Here is a 19,572-nt window from a genome sequence, read left to right on the forward strand (position 1 = left end):
CTAAATGTAAAACAGCTATTGTTTTCATAGTTCGAAACAAATCTAACATATCAAGATGACGCTTCGCTTGCGCGTCTGGAATAAGTCCGGGTTCCGGGGGGGAGTCCGGACTTTTTTATTGCTCTAAAATCTTTGCCCACAATAGAGCCAACAGAAGCTAAGTCGTAATGATGCAAACTAGCTGTTTATAGTAATTCTTTAGAAATCAACTGAAGTAAAAACGTTTCGCGCTCAATGCTCATGCCTTTTTTCGGGCTTTCTGCCATCGTTTTTTCATTGTGTGCAATTGCTTCGTGTATGTTCATCCATACTGGGCGCATTCCATTTTTAACTTCGTAATCTTCATACGCCGTTTCGCCTAGCTCACGTTCGATTTTACATGTATAACAATACGACACCATGTGCATCACGTCAGCGTCATCCTTGTACCACGGACGAAACTCCTCAAAGATTCCGAAAGGCTTAATACCATGTATATTTTGGGCGCCCGTTTCTTCCTCTAATTCACGGACTAATCCAGCAATGACATCTTCACCATCATCAATACCACCGCCTGGTAGCGTGTAGTCATGGTAACGTTCTGTATAGAGCAACAGCACATCTTCACCATCAAGTACAATGGCTCGCGCTGCATTGCGCTGAAAAACAATTTTGTCATCCAAATGCTCTATGTCTGGATGAACGGTCGATTTTAAATGTCTCATCGAAAATACCACGGTCAATGTTTTGTGCGCATATTACCGAATTTCACACTTTAAATCATTGTTGTAGGCCAGGTACGTTCGAGCGCTTGTCAGGAAGTGATTGATATGACCGTCACAACAATACGCCAAGAACAGAAGTGTGACGTGCTAATCAGCAATAAATGAGAATATCTAAATTCTTATACGTCCCTCTTACTTTTAACATCGATAAGACAATAATCTCTTAAAGTTGCCTATAATCAATACAATACTCGCCCACCCCATGCGGAGATAAAGAATGAAAAAGACAAATTTAATGATGGCTATGGCTGCAACATTGGTACTGGCTGGTTGTTCAACTTACGAGGGAGCGACCCGATCAACTGAGTATACCTCCGTTGCAAATCCCGCAGCCGTATACTGTGTTCAGCAAGGTGGTGAGCTGGATACCGTGTCGGAAAACGGCGAACGTGTCACTTACTGTGTGCTGTCGGACAATGAACGCGTCGAGCAATGGGAATACTATCGCGAGAATCACAAAGAAAATGAAGGTGACAACTACTAATTATTTTTATCGATACGTCACCTTCCCTCTATCACTTAGGAGCCTTTGGGCTCCTTTTTTATTTGATTTATCAAAGTGTTCTTACGTTGTTTTTACATATCTCTGACTTTACCGCACATCGACCCTATATCGAACAGTGTTCTATTCTTGACATTCCCCTGACATAACTTTCCACTTGGACAATAAAATTCCAAACACAGATCACACTAATTCACATTTCTTCCACATTTTCTGGGACAGGTGAGCAAGATGAAAACACAAATAGTAAAAGAAGCCGAGTCAGCCCCAAGCAACGTTGTTACTGAAAAATCAAAGCGCATTATTTATAAATCGAGTTTAAACGCCTTGATGATTGTCGCTATAAGTATTCTCGTTAACCTTAGTCTTCGTCTTGATTATGTCGTGTTGGGATCAAGCCTTGGCGAGCTTTCCGTTACAGAAACGCTCCAGCTTGTGATGCTTGCTATTGCATCATGGTCGTTTTTCAGCTTATCGAAACAACAGCCTCAGCTAAAGCATGCGGCTATTTTGATTGCAGGATTTTTTGCAGTACTGATTATTCGCGAAACGGACTATTGGACAGACATGATTCATCATGGCTCTTGGGTTTTCCCAGCACTTGCTGTCACCGCACTGGCTTGCGCCAAAGCTTACCAAGGTGGTAAAGGTACCATGAACGAAATGGCGACCATTTTAACGGTGCCACATATGAAGCTATTAGTTGGTGCTGTAATGCTATTATTAGTCTTCTCTCGTTTGTATGGTATGGGTAGTTTTTGGCAACAAGTGATGGACGAAAATTACATCCGTGATGTTAAAAATATCTCAGAAGAAGGTATAGAACTGCTTTGCTACTGTTTGATCGCATTAAGCGCCGTCCGCACAAAACGCGAGCTTAATGAATAGACTCTGGGTCAAAGCGACGGTTCAATGCCGTCAGTATCGGATGGAAGATACTTAATGCCTTTTCCGCAGCACCTACAGATTCATCCAAGGCCGTCATTTCGACGGCCTTTTTCATTTCTTCAATATGTTGCAAAGCCTCTTTATCGAGCGGTAAAGAGAGCAATTTGTGAATAGTATCTCTTGCGATCATAAGTGGCTTTTTTCGGACAATTGATAAATCTCGGAAAAATGCGCCATGCTTGACCCCTTCTAAATAAACTCGGTAGGTTGTGAGTTCATCGAGTAGCAAGAATGTCTCCGCCATAAGCCCTTTATGTGGGTATGGCACGCTAATATGTTTGCTGATATTCAGTGGAATATTGAGGGTCACCCCCATGGATTCGCAATCGGATTTAAGTACTCGTAATAAGCCTTGCTCATCCATCAAATTCTGGATATCAATGATTCGTTCGAGGTGGTAGTCATTAGACAGCAAGATAACCTCAACCGGATGCCCCGACCATAACTCGAACAACCCACGTTTGCACAAAACTTGGGAAACATAACGCATGTTTTGAAACGTGTTCAACGACTCCGTTTCTAAGAGTATATGACTTTCAGGGAACGGATTCACAGAGTCTGTGTTTAGGGCTCTAAAATACGCGTACATCGCCTCTGCTTCAGAAACGCTTTGTCCTTGCGTTACTCCGCCACAAAAAACAATCACCGTTCGCTCTATCGGTAGTGATGCAGTCCTACAAGACAAAGCTTCGACTCTTGTTATGCCCTCAGAGGTCAACCTGTTATTGACGAGGCGTTTACCTAAAACGATGACGATGTTGTCTAACTTCATTTTAAAATCTCGCGCTTAGTTGGCAGTGTTACAAAAATCTTCTTTCACTCCCGACCCACAAGCTTTAACATCTAGTTAACAACACTGTTCTAGAGACCTTTATAAAGGTTCACTGCTAAAGGAAGTCAATTATGCTGTCGATTTTCGATATATTTAAAATTGGTGTCGGGCCATCCAGCTCCCATACTAATGGTCCTATGCTTGCCGGATTCCATTTCACTCAGCTAGTTAGCGACTCTATGGCGAAAGTGCATCGGGTGCAAGTGGACCTTTATGGCTCATTGTCACTGACAGGTCGAGGGCACCATACAGACCGAGCCACGGTCCTTGGTTTGATGGGAAATAAACCTGATACCATCAAAATGAGCAGTGCCAAAAGTGCGCTACAAAATACCATAGACAATAATACGCTCATGCTCGCCGGTACACACCAAATTGAGTTTAGCTACGACCATGACATCGTCTTTCATAGCGACAACCTTCCCTTGCATGAAAATGGCATGACGATTACGGCATTAGACGCTGCTGGAGATCAAGTAGCGTTTGAAATTTATTACTCCATTGGGGGCGGATTCATCGCCACCGCCGACGAACTAGAGAACGGCACGCAACAAGATGAGGTCGCAGTACCATTTCCGTTTACATCCGCAGATGAGATGCTGGAAAAAGCCGAGACGAACGGTTTCAGCTTGGGAGGCATGATCCTCCAAAACGAACTCGCATTTCGCTCAGACGAAGAAATTAACCAAAGAGCAGAGCAAATTTGGAAAGTGATGTCGCTCTGCATGCAACGTGGCTTCGATACGGAAGGGATTTTGGAAGGTGGTCTAAATGTCACTCGTCGAGCACCAAACCTTTTGAAAAAGCTCGAAGCCAACGCTGCAGTTGAAAACGATCCGATGGAGATCATGGATTGGATCAATCTCTTCGCCTTTGCGGTTAGTGAAGAAAATGCAGCAGGAGGGCAAGTCGTTACTTCTCCAACGAATGGCGCAGCAGGGGTGATTCCGGCGGTATTGATGTACTACCATCGCTTCATCAAAGAGCTCGATGTTAAACAGCTAAAAGACTTTCTCGCAGTCGCCGGCGCTATCGGTATCTTATATAAAACTAACGCGTCAATTTCTGGTGCAGAAGTGGGGTGTCAGGGAGAAGTTGGGGTTTCTTCATCCATGGCTGCCGCTGGCTTAACAGCGCTAAGAGGGGGCAGTAACGAGCAGATTTGTATTGCTGCGGAAATTGCGATGGAGCATTCATTGGGTATGACTTGTGACCCGATTGGCGGCTTGGTTCAAGTACCTTGTATTGAAAGAAATGCCATGGGAGCAATGAAAGCGATTAATGCATCGCGTATGGCATTAAAGCGCACAAGTAAATGCTTAATTTCGTTAGATAAAGTTATCGAAACCATGTATCAGACTGGTAAAGATATGAATAAAAAATACCGTGAAACCTCTTTGGGGGGCTTAGCTGTCATTCATATGGCACCGCCATGCGAATAATGGCAAGTGGTCATTGTGCTTAGCTTCTCACCATACGCTTATCTGGTAATTGTGATCTGATGATATTACATATAGAAATGCCGCGTTCTTCGCGGCATTTTCTTAACAAGAAACTATTCGATTAATCACGTCGACCACGAAGTTCAATTTTTTGAGTTGCAGCATCCGAATGGATTGTTACACCGCCATAGGCCATTTCATTGCGACCCTTCAGCGTCAATTGAGAATCTGCACGCTCTACGTCAACCTGATTTTTCGTTGCCATCGTCATATCAATCGTGCCCGTGTATGACCCATCGCCAGCAAATGCTACGTTTGTTGAGCAAATCATCAAAACAAGTGCGATTAGTTTTTTCATACATCACCTCTATTATCGTTCTTACTTTCTTTCGGTGGAAAAACTGTAACAACAGAAACGCGCTCATACGAGGAAAGCCATTATTTACCAAATGGAAATCCATGCTAATAAACTGATGTAACCAAGAATAACTTATCGTTACCTTCAATAAATCAGGGATAAGGCAGCAACTTAAATTGACCGAGCGTTGTCTTTTCTTAAGAAATTCAGCGATATGATTTGTCGACAAACGCCAAGCGAGAGAATGTATGAGCGTTAATCTGGATATTCAAAATATTTTGGTATTAAAACGGATGTATGAGCTACGTAACGTCCGGTTAGTCGCAGAATCACTCGGTAAAACGTCAGGAGCAATCAGCAAAAATCTGACTAAGATGAAAACTCAGCTCAATGATCCGCTATTCGTTCAGACCAAAAATGGCTTTGAACCAACAGCTTTTGTGGAAGCGAACATTACGCATTTTGAGCAAATACTCAACAGCATTGATTCCATCAAACCACAGCATTTTTCACCAGCTCATTTTGACGGCTCAATCACTATTTATGCCAACACATTGTTTTGGGAGTACTTCGGTGACAAGTTTTACTTGGAGTTACTAAAGCACGCTCCAGAAGCAAAATTCTCATGTTTGCGCTGGGGTAGCGAAGCAAAAAAACGATTAATTGACGGTGAAAACGCCATTGCGATTCATTACTTTGATGAAGATCTGCCACAGTCAATTGTTCAGACCGAGCTAGGGCGAGGAAAAGCGGTATTTTTTGTTCGACAAGATCATCCCGCTCAAAACTCCCAAGAACTAGAAGAATACCCTTTTATACTTTTTAAAACGCCGGGATGGAACGACTACCGATACCCAGTGTTGGAAAGGCTCAAACATATGGGTTTTAGAACCACGCCTAAAGTGGAAATTGAGCATCCAGCGATGATTAAAAAAGTGCTTCTGCAAACGAATCATTTTGGCATAACGATGAGTGGACATGTTCCTAAGGGTTGCCGGAGTATCGCGCTTCCTGCTGGGCTAGAGCTTGATGTTCGCTACGTGATGAGCTGTCGTCGCTCTCAACAGCAAGCTCCGGTAAATCAGTGGTTATTAGATGTCATTAAGCATGTCGCTCAGTCCTAGACTGATGACTTGCTACTGCTAATAATAGCCAAACCACACATGCGCTCTACTTACTCGCTGAACGAACATTAAAGACTCTGTATTAACCATTGAGCAAAGGTGTTTACGTGTGATTTTTCGGATGCTCGAACCATCATATAATGTGCACCAGAACTTGGCATATGCCAATTTCCAGCCTGGACTAATACGCCCTGTTGCAGCTCATCCTCAACAAGAAAGTCTCTTACCAGCAACACGCCAAGTTGATTAATCGCAGCATGAATAGCAAGCAATGAGTGTTCAAACTCGGCGACGACTTTGCTCACCTTCCCTTGATAACCTTGGTGCGTAAGCCACTCTTGCCAAGATTCATGATAACCGCTAGTACAGATTTTAGGCGCTTTAGCTAACTGCGAGAGGTCATTTATCGGGTTTAAATGCATAAAGCCGGGGCTTGCGACAACAATCCAGTTTTCTTGGGTTAATCGTATGGCTTCTTGCTCTTGCCAATCTCCATCTCCGTTAATAATTTCGATATCCGCAATCGCACTGGCGTTTGGAACTGTATTAGCAGTTGTCGAGACTTTAAAGGAAATGTCTGGGAATTGTCGCTGAAAATCAGCCAATCTTGGCATTAACCACTGAGAGCAAAAGCTGTGAGCGACATGTAAGTTAACTTGCGTATTCTTGGGACGAGTAAATAAATGCTGCGTCGTGGTCGATAATGTTTGAAGCACATGATTAACCACAGGCCAGTATTCTTGTGCGGAGCAGGTCAGCGTAAGGTGAGTGCCCTTGCGCACGAATAACGTCGCATTGAGCTGTGACTCTAGCGATTTCACCTGTTGGCTTACGGCCGCACGAGTCACATTTAGCTCCTCTGCGGCTTTTGTAAAACTCTGTAGTCGCGCCGTGGCTTCAAAGGCTCGGAGCAAATTGAGCGGCGGTAAACTTTGCATATAATTCTCCCAAACACTTGGCTGTCATGCTATGAACTGGTGATGACAAATTGATGAAGGTGCTGAGTTTACGTATGTTGAGCACATGTCAAAGCGTCCCGATATAATTATGTTTCTACACAACTACTTAGTTTGTTAAGCGGGATCAAAAAAGCCAGCGTGATACACGCTGGCTTTTGGAACTTTATCTTAAGCAGGAATTATTCTGCTTTTTCAGTTGTTTGGTATTCAAACGCAGGAACAACCACTTCAACACGACGGTTCATTTGACGACCTTGACGTGTCTCGTTGCTTGCCACTGGGTTAGCTTCACCCATGCCTTTCACTGTCATACGCTCAGCCGCAATACCTTTTGCTTGGAACTCGTCAGCAACGGCTTTCGCACGTTTTTCTGTGAGTTGCTTGTTGTAAGCAGCAGAACCTGTCGTATCGCTGTAACCCGTGATCTCAACTTGAGCTTGTGGGTAAGTATTCATCAAATCAACGGTACCAGAAAGGTTCGACGCGTCTTTCACTTCTGCACTTTCTAAGTCGAATTGTACTGTCGCTGTTGTTTGAGCAGGGTAAACGTGATCTACAATGCGTGTTGCAGGACGTGCTTCTACCACCTCTTCAACGGCTTTTTCTTGAACGACAGGCTCAGAACCAAACTTGTAGTTGAAACCGATACCGAAGAAATCTGAATCCATGTCTTCAATTACATCATCAGACATATCTTGGTAGCGTTGGTATTCAGCACGTAGGCTCCAGTTGTAGTTGATTTGGTATTCAGCACCCAGAGAGCCAGTTGGTACGAAATCTTTCTCGTCACCAGCCATCATGTATGCAGCACCAACTTTCGCGAATAGATTCCAAGAATCCGTTAGCGGTAGGTTAAATTTAGGAGCAAGCGTCAACGCCCAAAGATCACCATCAACGGTGTTTAGGCCAGGCTTTTTGAAGTTTGCAGTGAAGTCACCAAGGTAATCAACACCATACTCTGCTGCAACGTACTTGTTGAAGCTGTAGCCTAAGTGCATAGATGCTGCAAAACTGTCGTCGTCACAAGGTTCGTTTAGGTAACACGCATCGTTTAGAGAGTTGTAACCTACTTTACCGCCCATGTAAGTGTCAGCAAGTGCAACGTTTGAGATCACACCACCAGCAAGTACAGTAGCCACTGCTATAGCGATTTTTTTCATTATTCTTTTCCTTTTTCTTGTACACAAAGCAACACACCGCGGCAGCATACTGCCGTAAAATATGAAGCCGTAACTTTCTCTTTTCTTCGAATAGAAATAGCTAAATAGCGTAGGAAAGAATCAAAAATGATATTCAAACGCCAATGACGTAAAACGGAAAAAGGTAACCTCAAGACCATCTATTCATGAGCTTCATCCGCATACCCAACCGAAAAATAAAGTTCGTTGCGTTGGTTTAGCCATAGTCAATTCGTTGCGGAGAATATCACAAAGAAGCCAACTTTCTGTGACGCAAATCACCATAAAAAGCCACTTTCTCAAATTTAAGAATCATCATTTAAGCTTGTGAATGGCAACAAATTTTTACAGGGGAGCGTGGATATGGAGAGCACAAAAAAACAGCTCATTTAAAATGAGCTGTTTTCGAAATAATGAAAAAGCGTTAACTCGTCGCGCTAAATTTTATCCGCTACGGTTAACGTTGCAGCTAATACATCTTGTCCAAACAAGACACTACGCTCAGGAGACCAACCGTAAAGTTGATCTGGGTGATTGTTGTTATCTTTAAATGGCATTTCGATTGTGTAAGACAAGCATTTGAACTGCTCTGCAACCCAATTTGAACCGACCGTCAAATTCGCTTTACCAGGCTCATCTTTATCGTAACCAATCTCATCTTGGAACTCTGGCGTAATAGTCAGTAACGCTTGCTTAAATGATGTCTCTAAAGCGGCAAGATTTTCATCGTAAGAAGGAATACCTTCTGAGCCAGCGACGAAGTTATACGGAATCGCTTCATCGCCATGAATATCTAAAAACATGTCAACACCCGTTTCCAGCATGCGCTGACGCACAAGGTAGACTTCTGGGCTCTTTTCCATTGATGGCGTTTGCCATTCACGATTTAGGTTTACGCCTACTGCGTTGGTACGCAAGTGACCGCGAATACCACCGTCTGGGTTCATGTTTGGTACGACGTAAAGCACCGCTTTTTCAAGCAATGCACGCGCAACCGTGTCGTTTTCATCTAACAGACGTTGGATCATACCTTCCATGAACCATTCCGCCATTGTCTCACCTGGGTGCTGACGTGCAATCATCCAGATTTTCTTTTTACCTTCTTCTGGCTCACCGAAAGTAAGCAAGCTCATGTCGTTGCCGTCTAATGTGTGGCCTAGTGTTTCAAGTTGGCAGTGGTGCGCGCTTTGTGCCATGTGTAACAAGTCTAAATGACGATCGTACGTGTATGGCGCAAAGTACGCGAAGTTAATTGAGCTGCGCTCAGGGATTACAGTGAAAGTCAGCGTGTCGCCATCGAACTCTGCCGGTACTCGGAACCATTCTTCACGATCGTAAGACGCAACCACATCGTAACCTTGCCATCCTTCTGGATAAGCCGATTTAGCCAAATCAAGCAATTTGATGGTGTGCGATTGCTCAGCTTCTGTCTCAAGACGGAAGTGGAACCACTGGTAGAATTCCGACATATTGTCGTTAGGAATTTTGAGTTGGATGTCGTTTTTGTCGTCCGCTTTCACTACGTGAATGCTGCCGCTATCGAAGTTGCTGAATACTTTCATTTTATGACTCACCTTTTAAATCTGAGCTTGAAAGACAGAGGCTAACACAAGGCTTCATCGCGCCCCAATGACTTTCACTGCAAACTGTCTCGTTTGTGGCTAAAGTCTTCAGTTTAGTCAAGCTTATCCGCTTTGCCTGCTGGTCCCGCGAGTTTTGCTAGCCACTTATCCCAGATGAATGGCGTCTGCTCGTTATCTTCTGCTTCCTCTTTGCGACGTACCGCGTTGCGTACCATCATTGCTCCCGTCCAACGGAATGGCTCTGGCGGGAAATGCCCCAACGGCCCTTTGGCTAAACCGCTTTTCGTCCATTCATTATCGATTCCCAATGCCAACGAAGATAAGATTTTTCCGCCCATTCGAGTCTGCGCTACACCATTGCCTGAATAACCAAATCCGTAAAAGATATTGCTCTGTTTATCTAGCTCGCCGAAAAAAGGGAAACCAGTAGCAGAACGATCAGAGCCCCCCGTCCATGAATAAGCAAACTCCTCCCCTCTCAAATGAGGAAACAACTTATCGAACGACTTGCGCAGTAGACCTTGGTAGCGTGTTGGCTTGTTAAACATTGCGTCAACTTGGTTATTGAAAGAAAACTGATTGCCGCCTTTCCCCAACATCAAACGGCCATCTGGCGTATCTCGGTAATAGTGGACGAAGATACGTGAATCCAACACGCTAAAACCTGCCTGCCAACCAGATAGAGGTAGTGAATCACCAAGCGGCTTGGTGATCACCATGTCGGAAGAAACCACCACGATACTGTTTTTGAACTGTTTAAACTGCTCCACCATCCATGCATTTAATGCCAATACCACCTGCTGCGCTTGAATGTTTCCTTTAGGTGTACAGACAATGGCAGGTTTTCCATAATCTAGACGCGTCATCGGCGTGTTCTCATAAACTTCTACACCCAGATCAATAGCAACACGGCGTAACCCCCTCACTAATAATGCAGGTTGAACGCTGGCTGCAACTGGAGAGTGAAAGCCTTCTATATGTCGAGGTGAACCCGCATTGGCACGCAGTTCCTCCACCGAGCAACGACGCCAACTGTTCACTTCTAATCGCTTTAACTCGTCCACAACTGGCTGCATTCCCCCAGTTTGAGCCTGATTGGTTGAAGTGTAATAAACCCCTTTCAACGATAAGTGCGCATCGATGTTGTGCTGCTGACAAAAGTCGTCAATCTCTAGCACTGCTTGTTCCGACTCTTTTACTAACCAAGCAGCATGTTCTTCACCGAATAACCGTTTCAATGTCGGAAACTTGGTAGACCAAGTCAGCATACAACCGCCGTTTGCGCCCGATGCACCACTGCCACAAAGGCCTTTTTCAATCACGACTACCTTTTTTTCCGGAGATTGCTGCTTAATCATAATCGCGGTCCAAAGTCCGGTGTATCCGCCACCAACAATCGCAACGTCAGTATTAATGTTCTGCTGTAACGGTTGTGGCGTTTCTGGTTGCTCAGCTTCAATTGCCTGCTTGAACCAATATGAATGATGTGTCATCGGGTATCCTCGTTAGTGCGTTACATCCATTTCCGCAAACACTTTACAAACGATGATGACAATCAACGAGCAAGAAAATCTAACGCTGAGCGATAGAAAATGTTGCACTGAGAGTGTGAAAATTTTCGCTTTCGACAAAAACAAAATGGGGAGCTCGTGGCTCCCCAAAACAAACAGCAAAAAATATTAGTGGTAAACAATTCAAGTCCGTCTTACTGGTTAGTATTTACCGGTATCACGCATGCGGTACTCGTATTGAACATTGAGAATAGGCTGGTAAACAACTTGCCCGTCACTTTGCAAGAACTCATTTACCATGACTTTTGAGTCAGTGATAGAAAACGATTGGCGATCAACATACGTTGTAAGGCTCGTAAACTCATCACGGAGTTGTCCAGATGATTTATTTTGGTAGCTTTGGATCATGTCTCGGCCCATTTCATAAGCCGCTTGTTTGCTATCCATTACGTCGCCATGGATAGTTTCGGTATCGTTTGTCCACTGATAACCACCAGCAAGAGCCATAGAAGGTGCAGCAATCAGAGCAATCGTACTTGCTAAAGTTGTTAAGCGTTTCATAAACCTCTCCTTACTTACCTTTACATCGGGCCAAAATTGGCTCGATACTTATAAGGTACGTATAAAGACCTAAAACACGTCAAAACAATTTCAAATAATGTTCAATTTTCGTTCAACTTATTTCACATTAACTTAGCAACTCAACGTCATATTCAGCCGACATTCGCATTTTCTTTCTTTTGAACAATGGGTTTCAACCTGACACTTCCTTACCAAACCATACAATACCTAAGGTCAATTTTCTCTTAGAATTTCAGCAAAAGAACAGTGTTCAAAACCTTACACAAACGTCGGACACAGCAAAAACCACCTCTTTTCAGTCGTGCTTTGCATTCCTCCTTTTCGGGTTCTTCGCTGCTCGTCCGTCGGTTCTTAATTGTCGCTATTGAGCACAAGTTAATCTGGAGTGAAAATGACCGCGAACAAATCCATTTTTTACCATAGCAAATCGATTTACTCAGATGATTATGCTGATGTCTACAAGCCAATTTGGACCTACAGAGCTAAGTTCATCTTACGTGCGCTTTATTACAAACGTGCATTTAAGCACCTTTCAGACAATATTGAATCGTCATTGTTAGAGTTGCTTTGTACACGTACGCATCGGTTTTTAGAGAAACCGTTTCGTCCGTATATCATCAAAAACAACTCAGCGTTCGATCGTTCTAACTTGGTGGTTGATCACTATAAAACGATTTCAGAACTGTTTTCTAAACAAACAATCGAAGAAATCTACACAGACTCGAAAGGCCTAACATTAGCCTCTTTTGAAATTGACGAAATACTGTACTCGGTGAGATTAGTATACGAAGCACGTTATCAAAAAGAAGGCGACATGAGCCTAGTGCTGCACAGCGCTGAAGATGGCAACTTCTACACGCTCTCTTTTACGCTCGGTCACATCGAATCTGGACGCAGCATTATGATTGGCGGCTTACAAGGACCGCGAAGCAGTGAAGAAAACAACGCGAAAATTAAAAAGCTAACTCGTAAGCTTTACGGACAGAGACCAAAAAGCTTGATGGTGAGCTTGCTCACTTTGCTCGCACAAATTTGGGAAGTGAACACGATTCTAGCAGTGAAAACGCAGTCCCATACTTACGCAGCTAAGCGCTACAGCAAAGGGCGAATCAAAACGGATTACGATGCACTCTGGCAAGAATTGGGCGGCACCGAATACAATCGTCATTTTTACTCAATTGATGTAAATGCACCCCGTCGAGATATCGAAGGCATGTCGCGCTCTAAGCGTTCGATGTATCGTCGCCGTTATGAATGGCTAGACAACACCAAGATCACTTTCGAACAAATATTAAAAGGCGAGCAAGCTAAAAGCTAAGGAGAAGCGTTCATGCGTTATTCATTCATTACTGCTTTAGTGTTGTCGGCTTTTTCTTTGTCAGCCAATGCAGAAACCAGTGAGCACATCATAGGTACAAACATTGGCTATGGCGATGTGAACTACGATGCTCCGACAAGCAAAGAATCAGGCGACATGTTCTTAGGTGAAATATATTACCGCTACATGCCAACACATAACTTTGGTATTGAAGCAGGTTATAAAGGCGCGTTTGACGGTATCGGCTCGATACTCGTGAGTCCGATTTCAGAAGTCACCGATACGAGCTTCTCCGGACCTCGCTTGAGTGGCTATGCTAGCTATCCTCTGGGTTCAGGTTTCGAACTGTACGGCAAGGCAGGTGTCACTCTCTACACTCTCGAATACACTTATAAAGTGAACGGTCAGAGCAAGAACATCGAACACTCAAGTGTCGGAGGTGAAGCGGCTGGCGGTATCGGCTGGAGCTATAAACACTTTGGTTTGAATGCAGAATATGTGTACTCAAAAAACAGCGATTTTGACTCTAGCGGCGTGATGTTTGGTGCGCAACTGCGTTTTTAAACAAGGCTTACAAGTTAATACAAAAGGCAGCGAGAGGCTCATTCGCTGCCTTTTTTCGTGAATATAGGTCAATACGCAAGCGCGAGAATGATCCCCGCCACGATAGAAGTAACGCCAAGCCCTCGGGTGAGATACCATTTCTCAGACAGAAACCAAATCCCCATAAACAATCCAAACACAATGCTGATTTGCCTTAGTGCTACGACCAAACTCACGTTGTCGGTCATGGTCATCGCAAACAGCACCAAGCCGTAGGTGGATGCCATCATTACCCCTGCCATGCTGGCTGTTTTGCGGATCTGCCACGCTGTCTTAATCTCATCTGGCTTGTCCGTAACCAAGCACCACACAAGGGCAGGAATACCAATTGCCCAAAACTGCACGCCCAAGTAGAAGATTGCACTGTACTGATCATTCAAGATCTCTGATGCTTGTCCTGTGAGTAAACTCAGCGCTTCTTTATCGACTACCGAGTAACCCGTTGTGCCTATTGCGGCAATCAATGCCCAGAACACACCGACGTTCAAATAGGAGCCCAATGTCATTTGACGAAAATTCGTCAGTGGCACCAGCATACAACCAAGGGTAATCAGCAAGAACCCAAGCCACTGCTGACTGGATAATTCATGTCCCAATGCCACACTGATTGCGCCGACCATCATCACTGGCAGTGCCCGAGCAATGGGATAAACCACACCCACGTCAGCATGCTTATAAGCGACAATCAAACCAACCAGATAAACCATTTGTGAAATGCCGCTAATGAACAGCAACCCCCAAAACTCACTCGGTAATGATGTCCAGCCAATGGTTGCCAAATACCAAATCAAATAAGGGGTAAGAATGAAACATGCAGAAAAGCTGGCGGCCATAGTAAACGCGAGTCCAGAGCCTGAGTTGCTTTTACCAAGGATATTCCAACCCGCATGGAGAACAGCAGAAAAAACGACGAGACCAATCGCCAACAAATCCATTTCAATGTTCCTGTCTGAATAAAATAAAGGCCCCGAGATGGAGCCTTAGATAATGAGAAAATCCACTTAACGATTGAGTTCCGCCAGAGATTCAATGCTGATGGCATCGTGTCGCCAATACTCGATATCGCAATCAATCAACTCACCATGCTGGTTGTAGTTGATGCGCTCCACTACCATCGCTGGCGTACCGGCTGTCGCACGCAATGCCTGAGCCATTTCACCCAACAAAGTACTGGTTGAAATGCGGTAGCGAATCTTTTGATACGTCACGCCATAATGATCGCGGTAAATGTCCGTCAGTGAATTTGATAAATCGTAGTCCAGCAGGTTCGGAAACAGCTCTGGGCGAATGTAGTTTGTTACGAATACCACAGGTCTATCTTCAAGGTATCGCACACGGTCGACTCGATACACGTCCGAGAAAGGCTGCAAGTCCAGCAAGCGCGCGGCTTGTTTGTTTGCCAAGGTTCCTTTTGCTGCGACCAACTCCGTTTTTGGCACACGATTTTGCGCTTTCGCCATGTTCGGAAAATTAAGTGTTTGAGTAGGGTCGTAGCGTAGTGGCTCAGGTGAAATAAACCAGCCTCTGCGATCTTCACGATAAATTCTCCCTTCGGCTTCCAATAACGACAACGCTTCGCGCAACGTAACTCGGGTTGTGTCGAACGACTCCGCCAACTTGCGCTCCGCAGGCAATTTCTGACGCGGTGATAGCATGCCCGCTTCAATCTGTTCAACAATCGAATCTTTAATTTTTACGTATTGCACGAAGTGTCCTTATCTTTTGCGCCAAGCTTGTGTGCGATTTTCTAACAATTTACCCAAAGTCATCTGAACAATCTTCGCAATTGCGGCAGCCATCATGATCATGACAGCCATTGCCGCTGCAGCGCCAGTTTGACCTGCATCGTCCATATTCAGAATCGAGACCGAAGCCGGAATCGTATCGGTTGAGTAAAGGAATACTACCGCAGAAGTGGTGGTCAATGCATTAACAAACAAGTAAGTCGCAATGTCCAAAATCGCAGGTAAACACACAGGTAATGTCACTTTAAAGAACAACTTGTATTGAGGAAGCTTCACCGATGCCGCCGTGGCTTCAATCTCCGATGGCAACTGCTTTAGAGCTGTCAGGGCGGTCATGTGACCTACTGTGTAGTAATGCACTACCGTGTTAATTACCAAGAATGCCATGGTGCCATAAAGTACGTTTAGAGGATTGTTCGCATCGTTGAAGTAAAAGATGTAACCCAAACCAAGCACCATACCCGGAACCGCCATTGGCACCACGCTAAGCATTTGCATCACTTGGCGAATTGGACCAAACGCACGCCCTTTCTCAATGCAGTAAGCACCGACAAAGATGATGGCTGTACCAATAACTGCCGTCCAACCTGCAAGTGTTAGCGAGTTGAAGAATGGGCTCCAACCGTAAGTGCTCATTTCGGCAAAGTTGTAGTTGTTTAGCGTCAGCGCTTTGTTCCAAGGCCAGAACGTAACTAACGAGCCATACACCGCCATGCCTAGCACTGCCAACACTGCGATAGAAATGGTGCTGCAGTAAACCAAACAAATGCTGTCGCGCGCTTTGTTAGGTTCTGGCTGATAAGGCACCGAGCGAGTGTCAAATAAGCTCTTTTGCTTTTTCTGAACCCAGCGGTCTGCGCCGAACGCCATTACCGCAGGAAATAGAAGCATAATGCTGGTCACCGCACCCATGGCAAAGTTTTGCTGTCCCACAACTTGCTTGAAGATGTCAGTCGCCAGAACGTTATAGCTGCCACCAATCACTTTCGGCACACCAAAGTCCGTGATAACCAGTGTAAAGACGACGATAAGCGTACTGATCAAACCGTATTTCGCCGCAGGTAACGTCACCATAAAGAAAGTTTTGATTGGTGAGGTTTTAAGTGCGCGGGCTGCTTCATACAAACGGGCATCTGAAGTGCGCAGCGAAGTGGTCAAAATCATCAATGCATGAGGAAAGGTCCAGAAAATCAAACCCATCGAGATACCAATCACGCCGTAAATCGAGCTTCCTAACAGCATCTCTTTGGCAATGCCTTGATTACCGAAAAGGAAGATTAAACTGATCGCTGGTAGCAACGAAGGCGCGAGGATCGGCGCAGTGCCTAGGATTTGAAACAAACCTTTAAACGGCATACATGAACGAGTTAGCGCGTAGGCATAACCAAACGCAAGCACACCGACTACCGAGGTCACTATCACGCCCAAAGTGAAGGTGTTGCCTACCGACACCCACAAGCTTGAAGAAGAAAAGTACGTCGCAAAGTTTGCCAGACCGACAAATTCGCCATTGGCATTTTGCACACTCTTGGTCAACATTGCCCAAAGCGGCATTAAGATGAAAAGCACCATCATGGTCGACAAGCCAGCGAGCAAACCAAACAACACAAGGTTGTCGCGGCTAACACGTCCGAGTAAGGATTTTGCTTTGTCTTGTGTGGTCAGGCTATTCATCGTCATTGTCTTCGCATCCATGTTTACACCTACGCTGCTAACGCTTTATCAACCGAGGGCACGGCGTAACCATGCAGCCCTTCTTCAGCAAACTGGACGTAACGTACATCGCCCGCCTTGATATTGAGTTTTTGAACCGTTTCCACAGGCACATCCACGACGATGGTTTTCGTTGAGCTGTCGTTTTGCAATACGCAATCAATACGGAAAAACGCCCCCAAAAACTCGGTTGCGGTAACTCGCACTGGTAAAGAGTTGGTGTAGTTTTCAACGAACTTGATGCTTTCAGGACGCACCGCAAGGTCGAAGCGGTCACCACGTTGGATCTTACGATTGGTCAAGCTTGGCGCTGGCATCAAGGTTTCTGCAATTCGTACTTGGGAGTCCGTTGCGACTGAGGTTTCAATAAAGTTCATGCTGCCGACAAACTCAGCGACAAAGCGCGTTGCTGGTTGTTGGTAGATCTCTTGAGGTGTGCCAACTTGCTCAATCACGCCATGGTTCATTACCACGATACGATCCGCCATCGACAGCGCTTCGTCCTGATCGTGCGTAACCATGATAGTGGTGATGCCAAGCTTACGTTGCAGCTTACAAATCTCGTCACGTAAGTGAACACGTACTTTTGCATCTAGCGCTGACAGCGGCTCATCAAGTAGCAGTAGACCCGGAGATAGCGCCAGTGCACGAGCCAAAGCAACACGTTGCTGTTGACCACCAGAAAGTTGGTTAGGGAATTTCTCGCCAGAGGTTGGAAGACCAATGGTTTCTAGCCAGTAATCCACCTTCTCTAACGCTTCTTTGGTCGACATGCCTTGGTTCTTCAAACCCACCGCAATGTTCTCTTGCACGGTAAGGTTCGGAAACAGCGCGTAAGATTGGAATACAATGCCGAAATCGCGCTTCTCTGGTGGCAAGAATGTGGTCTCTTGACCGTTTTGAAAAATCGCACCAGACGTTGGCAAGTCTAAACCTGCAATAGCACGTAATAGAGTGGTTTTACCGCAGCCAGAAGGGCCAAGAAAACAAACGAACTCGCCCTTTTCAATCGCTAGCGAGATTTTCTTTAATGCAGTGAACTGTCCGAATTGCTTCACTACATTTTCGATATTTAGGTAATGTTGGTTAGTTGACATAACACACGCTCCAAATGGTATATACCAACTTTAGTTTTGGAGTGTTACGTTCCAATGACAAATTTATAGCCAGAAGATGACAAATAGATGAAGGGAGATGAGAGTGGTAATTAGAGATTCCCGACTTTCTTAAGTCCGTCATTCCAGCGAACCTAGGTGAGACTAGGAATCTACTTGCAGCAAACTCTGAAATAACAGAGAAAACAAAAAATCCACCTCAACCGAGGTGGATTTCAGCATTCAACTCAAAGCAAATTCAATTAAGATTTTGGCTCTGATTTCGCATCGAACTTCTCAGACCATGCTGCTAGAATCTCTGCACGCTTACTGCCCATTTGCGCGAAGTCCATCTTCGCCATGTTCTCTTGAACATTAGGGAAGTTAGACACAGTCGCTTTCACTTCTTTATGTGCAACCACCGGATACATTTCTACGTAAAGCTCGTTTGCCGCTTTAGAGATTGACCAGTCGACAACACGTTTCGCTGCATCCGACTCTTTTACTAGACCAACGGCTTCTGATTCCCAACCGATGCCTTTTGGTGTGATCACCGCTAGTGGCGCGCCTTGTGTTTTCAACTTCGCGCCGCGGCTTGCCATCGAAATACCGATAGCCACTTCACCCATGCCCGCTTGAACACATGGCTTAGAGCCAGAGTGCGTGTAGTGTGCAATGTTCTTGTCTAGGTCACGCATATAGTTCCATGCTTGATCTTCACCCATGTTTTGTAACCAAGCAGAAACCTGCATGTAGCCAGTGCCGGAAGACGCTGGGTTCGGCATTGCAATGTGACCTTTGTAAACCGGCTTTGTGAGGTCTTCCCAAGACGTTGGTTTCGGTAGGTTAAGTTGTTTCGCTACCGCTTCGTTGAAACAAACTGCGTTAAAGAACGCATCGTTACCAAACCAAGCTTGGTTTGATTGAGGGTCGTTTAGGTTCGCGTGCAGCTCTTCCAAACCTTTTGGTGTGTAAGGCTTAAGAAGACCTTCATCTTTAAGCAGTGCCATTGACGAGCCAGCAAGACCCCAAACCACTTCCGCTTGAGGGTTGTTCTTTTCTGCCAGCAACTTCGCCGTCATGATACCGGTGGAATCGCGAACCCACTTAATCTTGATATCTGGGTTATCTTTCTCAAACGCAGACTTGTATTTAGCAAGAATGTCAGTTTCGAAAGCGGTGTAAACCGTGACTTCCTGTGCTGCCATTGCATTCGTAGCTAGCAGAGAGACAAGTGCAGCCAGCGATCCTTTCATCAAACGGTTTTTCATCATTTTCTCCAGTTAATTTGGCTAAGTTTCCATTTGGTCTGTACC

General features: G+C 45.0%; 19 protein-coding genes. 6 read left to right on the forward strand and 13 right to left on the reverse strand.

The window, feature by feature from the left end; genetic code table 11:
• Positions 1 to 185: 185 nt before the first annotated feature.
• The gene (locus R8O11_RS05615; protein ID WP_005374021.1) at positions 186 to 704 is read right to left on the reverse strand and encodes an NUDIX hydrolase; all 519 of its coding nucleotides are present in this window, start codon (positions 702 to 704) and stop codon (positions 186 to 188) included.
• Between the two features lie 277 nt (positions 705 to 981).
• On the opposite strand from R8O11_RS05615, the gene R8O11_RS05620 reads away from it, so the two are divergent.
• Positions 982 to 1,248 carry a DUF333 domain-containing protein gene (locus R8O11_RS05620; protein WP_005374023.1) on the forward strand — a complete coding sequence of 89 codons (267 nt, stop codon included), beginning with the start codon at positions 982 to 984 and terminating at the stop codon, positions 1,246 to 1,248.
• 249 nt (positions 1,249 to 1,497) lie between these two features.
• Positions 1,498 to 2,154, forward strand: a complete 657-nt coding sequence (locus tag R8O11_RS05625; protein WP_005374025.1) for a hypothetical protein — start codon at positions 1,498 to 1,500, stop codon at positions 2,152 to 2,154.
• Here the strand turns inward: R8O11_RS05625 and R8O11_RS05630 are convergent.
• Positions 2,144 to 2,986, reverse strand: a complete 843-nt coding sequence (locus tag R8O11_RS05630) for a YdcF family protein (protein ID WP_258480753.1) — start codon at positions 2,984 to 2,986, stop codon at positions 2,144 to 2,146. The genes R8O11_RS05625 and R8O11_RS05630 overlap by 11 nt on opposite strands.
• 131 nt (positions 2,987 to 3,117) lie before the next feature.
• On the opposite strand from R8O11_RS05630, the gene R8O11_RS05635 reads away from it, so the two are divergent.
• Positions 3,118 to 4,488: an L-serine ammonia-lyase gene (locus tag R8O11_RS05635; protein WP_017819764.1), complete on the forward strand. Its 1,371-nt coding sequence runs from the start codon at positions 3,118 to 3,120 to the stop codon at positions 4,486 to 4,488.
• 121 nt (positions 4,489 to 4,609) lie between these two features.
• Here the strand turns inward: R8O11_RS05635 and R8O11_RS05640 are convergent, their stop codons facing one another.
• A complete protein-coding gene (locus R8O11_RS05640) occupies positions 4,610 to 4,846 on the reverse strand; it encodes a hypothetical protein (protein WP_017819763.1) in 237 nt (78 codons plus the stop codon).
• Between the two features lie 248 nt (positions 4,847 to 5,094).
• Here R8O11_RS05640 and R8O11_RS05645 point away from each other — a divergent pair, with 248 nt between their 5' ends.
• The gene (locus tag R8O11_RS05645) at positions 5,095 to 5,970 is read left to right on the forward strand and encodes a LysR family transcriptional regulator (protein ID WP_005374031.1); all 876 of its coding nucleotides are present in this window, start codon (positions 5,095 to 5,097) and stop codon (positions 5,968 to 5,970) included.
• A 68-nt stretch (positions 5,971 to 6,038) separates the two neighbouring features.
• Here R8O11_RS05645 and R8O11_RS05650 read toward each other — a convergent pair whose 3' ends face one another.
• The 5 genes from R8O11_RS05650 to R8O11_RS05670 form a co-directional block, all read right to left on the reverse strand.
• Positions 6,039 to 6,908, reverse strand: a complete 870-nt coding sequence (locus tag R8O11_RS05650) for a LysR substrate-binding domain-containing protein (protein ID WP_005374033.1) — start codon at positions 6,906 to 6,908, stop codon at positions 6,039 to 6,041.
• Between the two features lie 200 nt (positions 6,909 to 7,108).
• Positions 7,109 to 8,089 carry an OmpA family protein gene (locus R8O11_RS05655; RefSeq protein WP_005374035.1) on the reverse strand — a complete coding sequence of 327 codons (981 nt, stop codon included), beginning with the start codon at positions 8,087 to 8,089 and terminating at the stop codon, positions 7,109 to 7,111.
• Positions 8,090 to 8,544: 455 nt separating this feature from the next.
• A complete protein-coding gene (locus tag R8O11_RS05660) occupies positions 8,545 to 9,669 on the reverse strand; it encodes a M14-type cytosolic carboxypeptidase (RefSeq protein WP_318193981.1) in 1,125 nt (374 codons plus the stop codon).
• Positions 9,670 to 9,782: 113 nt separating this feature from the next.
• A complete protein-coding gene (locus tag R8O11_RS05665) occupies positions 9,783 to 11,183 on the reverse strand; it encodes an FAD-dependent oxidoreductase (RefSeq protein ID WP_318193982.1) in 1,401 nt (466 codons plus the stop codon).
• Between the two features lie 219 nt (positions 11,184 to 11,402).
• Positions 11,403 to 11,762 carry a DUF3316 domain-containing protein gene (locus R8O11_RS05670; RefSeq protein WP_017819758.1) on the reverse strand — a complete coding sequence of 120 codons (360 nt, stop codon included), beginning with the start codon at positions 11,760 to 11,762 and terminating at the stop codon, positions 11,403 to 11,405.
• Between the two features lie 412 nt (positions 11,763 to 12,174).
• Here R8O11_RS05670 and R8O11_RS05675 point away from each other — a divergent pair, with 412 nt between their 5' ends.
• Positions 12,175 to 13,101 (forward strand): VirK/YbjX family protein, encoded by a 927-nt coding sequence (locus R8O11_RS05675; protein WP_005384371.1) that lies wholly within the window; start codon positions 12,175 to 12,177, stop codon positions 13,099 to 13,101.
• A gap of 12 nt (positions 13,102 to 13,113) precedes the next feature.
• Entirely contained in the window at positions 13,114 to 13,665 is a 552-nt protein-coding gene (locus R8O11_RS05680; protein WP_005374044.1) for an outer membrane beta-barrel protein, read from the forward strand.
• A gap of 68 nt (positions 13,666 to 13,733) precedes the next feature.
• On the opposite strand, the gene R8O11_RS05685 is transcribed toward R8O11_RS05680, so the two are convergent.
• From R8O11_RS05685 to R8O11_RS05705, 5 genes are all read right to left on the reverse strand, one after another.
• Complete coding sequence (locus R8O11_RS05685) at positions 13,734 to 14,639, reverse strand: EamA family transporter (RefSeq protein ID WP_047102800.1); 906 nt, start codon at positions 14,637 to 14,639, stop codon at positions 13,734 to 13,736.
• Between the two features lie 66 nt (positions 14,640 to 14,705).
• A complete protein-coding gene (gene phnR / locus R8O11_RS05690; protein ID WP_005442366.1) occupies positions 14,706 to 15,410 on the reverse strand; it encodes a phosphonate utilization transcriptional regulator PhnR in 705 nt (234 codons plus the stop codon).
• Positions 15,411 to 15,419: 9 nt separating this feature from the next.
• On the reverse strand, positions 15,420 to 17,144 hold the full coding sequence (locus R8O11_RS05695; RefSeq protein WP_318193983.1) for a putative 2-aminoethylphosphonate ABC transporter permease subunit: 1,725 nt from the start codon (positions 17,142 to 17,144) through the stop codon (positions 15,420 to 15,422).
• Positions 17,145 to 17,152: 8 nt separating this feature from the next.
• Positions 17,153 to 18,259: a putative 2-aminoethylphosphonate ABC transporter ATP-binding protein gene (locus tag R8O11_RS05700; protein ID WP_239932336.1), complete on the reverse strand. Its 1,107-nt coding sequence runs from the start codon at positions 18,257 to 18,259 to the stop codon at positions 17,153 to 17,155.
• 260 nt (positions 18,260 to 18,519) lie between these two features.
• Positions 18,520 to 19,530 carry a putative 2-aminoethylphosphonate ABC transporter substrate-binding protein gene (locus tag R8O11_RS05705; RefSeq protein WP_005384363.1) on the reverse strand — a complete coding sequence of 337 codons (1,011 nt, stop codon included), beginning with the start codon at positions 19,528 to 19,530 and terminating at the stop codon, positions 18,520 to 18,522.
• Positions 19,531 to 19,572: the final 42 nt, after the last annotated feature.

This window comes from Vibrio sp. 1288 (genome assembly GCF_033344475.1).

Coding starts and splice junctions, on each gene's coding strand:
- R8O11_RS05615 (WP_005374021.1), bottom strand. CDS start 704: ATGAGACATTTAAAATCGACCGTTCATCCAGACATAGAGCATTTGGAT.
- R8O11_RS05620 (WP_005374023.1), top strand. CDS start 982: ATGAAAAAGACAAATTTAATGATGGCTATGGCTGCAACATTGGTACTG.
- R8O11_RS05625 (WP_005374025.1), top strand. CDS start 1,498: ATGAAAACACAAATAGTAAAAGAAGCCGAGTCAGCCCCAAGCAACGTT.
- R8O11_RS05630 (WP_258480753.1), bottom strand. CDS start 2,986: ATGAAGTTAGACAACATCGTCATCGTTTTAGGTAAACGCCTCGTCAAT.
- R8O11_RS05635 (WP_017819764.1), top strand. CDS start 3,118: ATGCTGTCGATTTTCGATATATTTAAAATTGGTGTCGGGCCATCCAGC.
- R8O11_RS05640 (WP_017819763.1), bottom strand. CDS start 4,846: ATGAAAAAACTAATCGCACTTGTTTTGATGATTTGCTCAACAAACGTA.
- R8O11_RS05645 (WP_005374031.1), top strand. CDS start 5,095: ATGAGCGTTAATCTGGATATTCAAAATATTTTGGTATTAAAACGGATG.
- R8O11_RS05650 (WP_005374033.1), bottom strand. CDS start 6,908: ATGCAAAGTTTACCGCCGCTCAATTTGCTCCGAGCCTTTGAAGCCACG.
- R8O11_RS05655 (WP_005374035.1), bottom strand. CDS start 8,089: ATGAAAAAAATCGCTATAGCAGTGGCTACTGTACTTGCTGGTGGTGTG.
- R8O11_RS05660 (WP_318193981.1), bottom strand. CDS start 9,669: ATGAAAGTATTCAGCAACTTCGATAGCGGCAGCATTCACGTAGTGAAA.
- R8O11_RS05665 (WP_318193982.1), bottom strand. CDS start 11,183: ATGACACATCATTCATATTGGTTCAAGCAGGCAATTGAAGCTGAGCAA.
- R8O11_RS05670 (WP_017819758.1), bottom strand. CDS start 11,762: ATGAAACGCTTAACAACTTTAGCAAGTACGATTGCTCTGATTGCTGCA.
- R8O11_RS05675 (WP_005384371.1), top strand. CDS start 12,175: ATGACCGCGAACAAATCCATTTTTTACCATAGCAAATCGATTTACTCA.
- R8O11_RS05680 (WP_005374044.1), top strand. CDS start 13,114: ATGCGTTATTCATTCATTACTGCTTTAGTGTTGTCGGCTTTTTCTTTG.
- R8O11_RS05685 (WP_047102800.1), bottom strand. CDS start 14,639: ATGGATTTGTTGGCGATTGGTCTCGTCGTTTTTTCTGCTGTTCTCCAT.
- R8O11_RS05695 (WP_318193983.1), bottom strand. CDS start 17,144: ATGGATGCGAAGACAATGACGATGAATAGCCTGACCACACAAGACAAA.
- R8O11_RS05700 (WP_239932336.1), bottom strand. CDS start 18,259: ATGTCAACTAACCAACATTACCTAAATATCGAAAATGTAGTGAAGCAA.
- R8O11_RS05705 (WP_005384363.1), bottom strand. CDS start 19,530: ATGATGAAAAACCGTTTGATGAAAGGATCGCTGGCTGCACTTGTCTCT.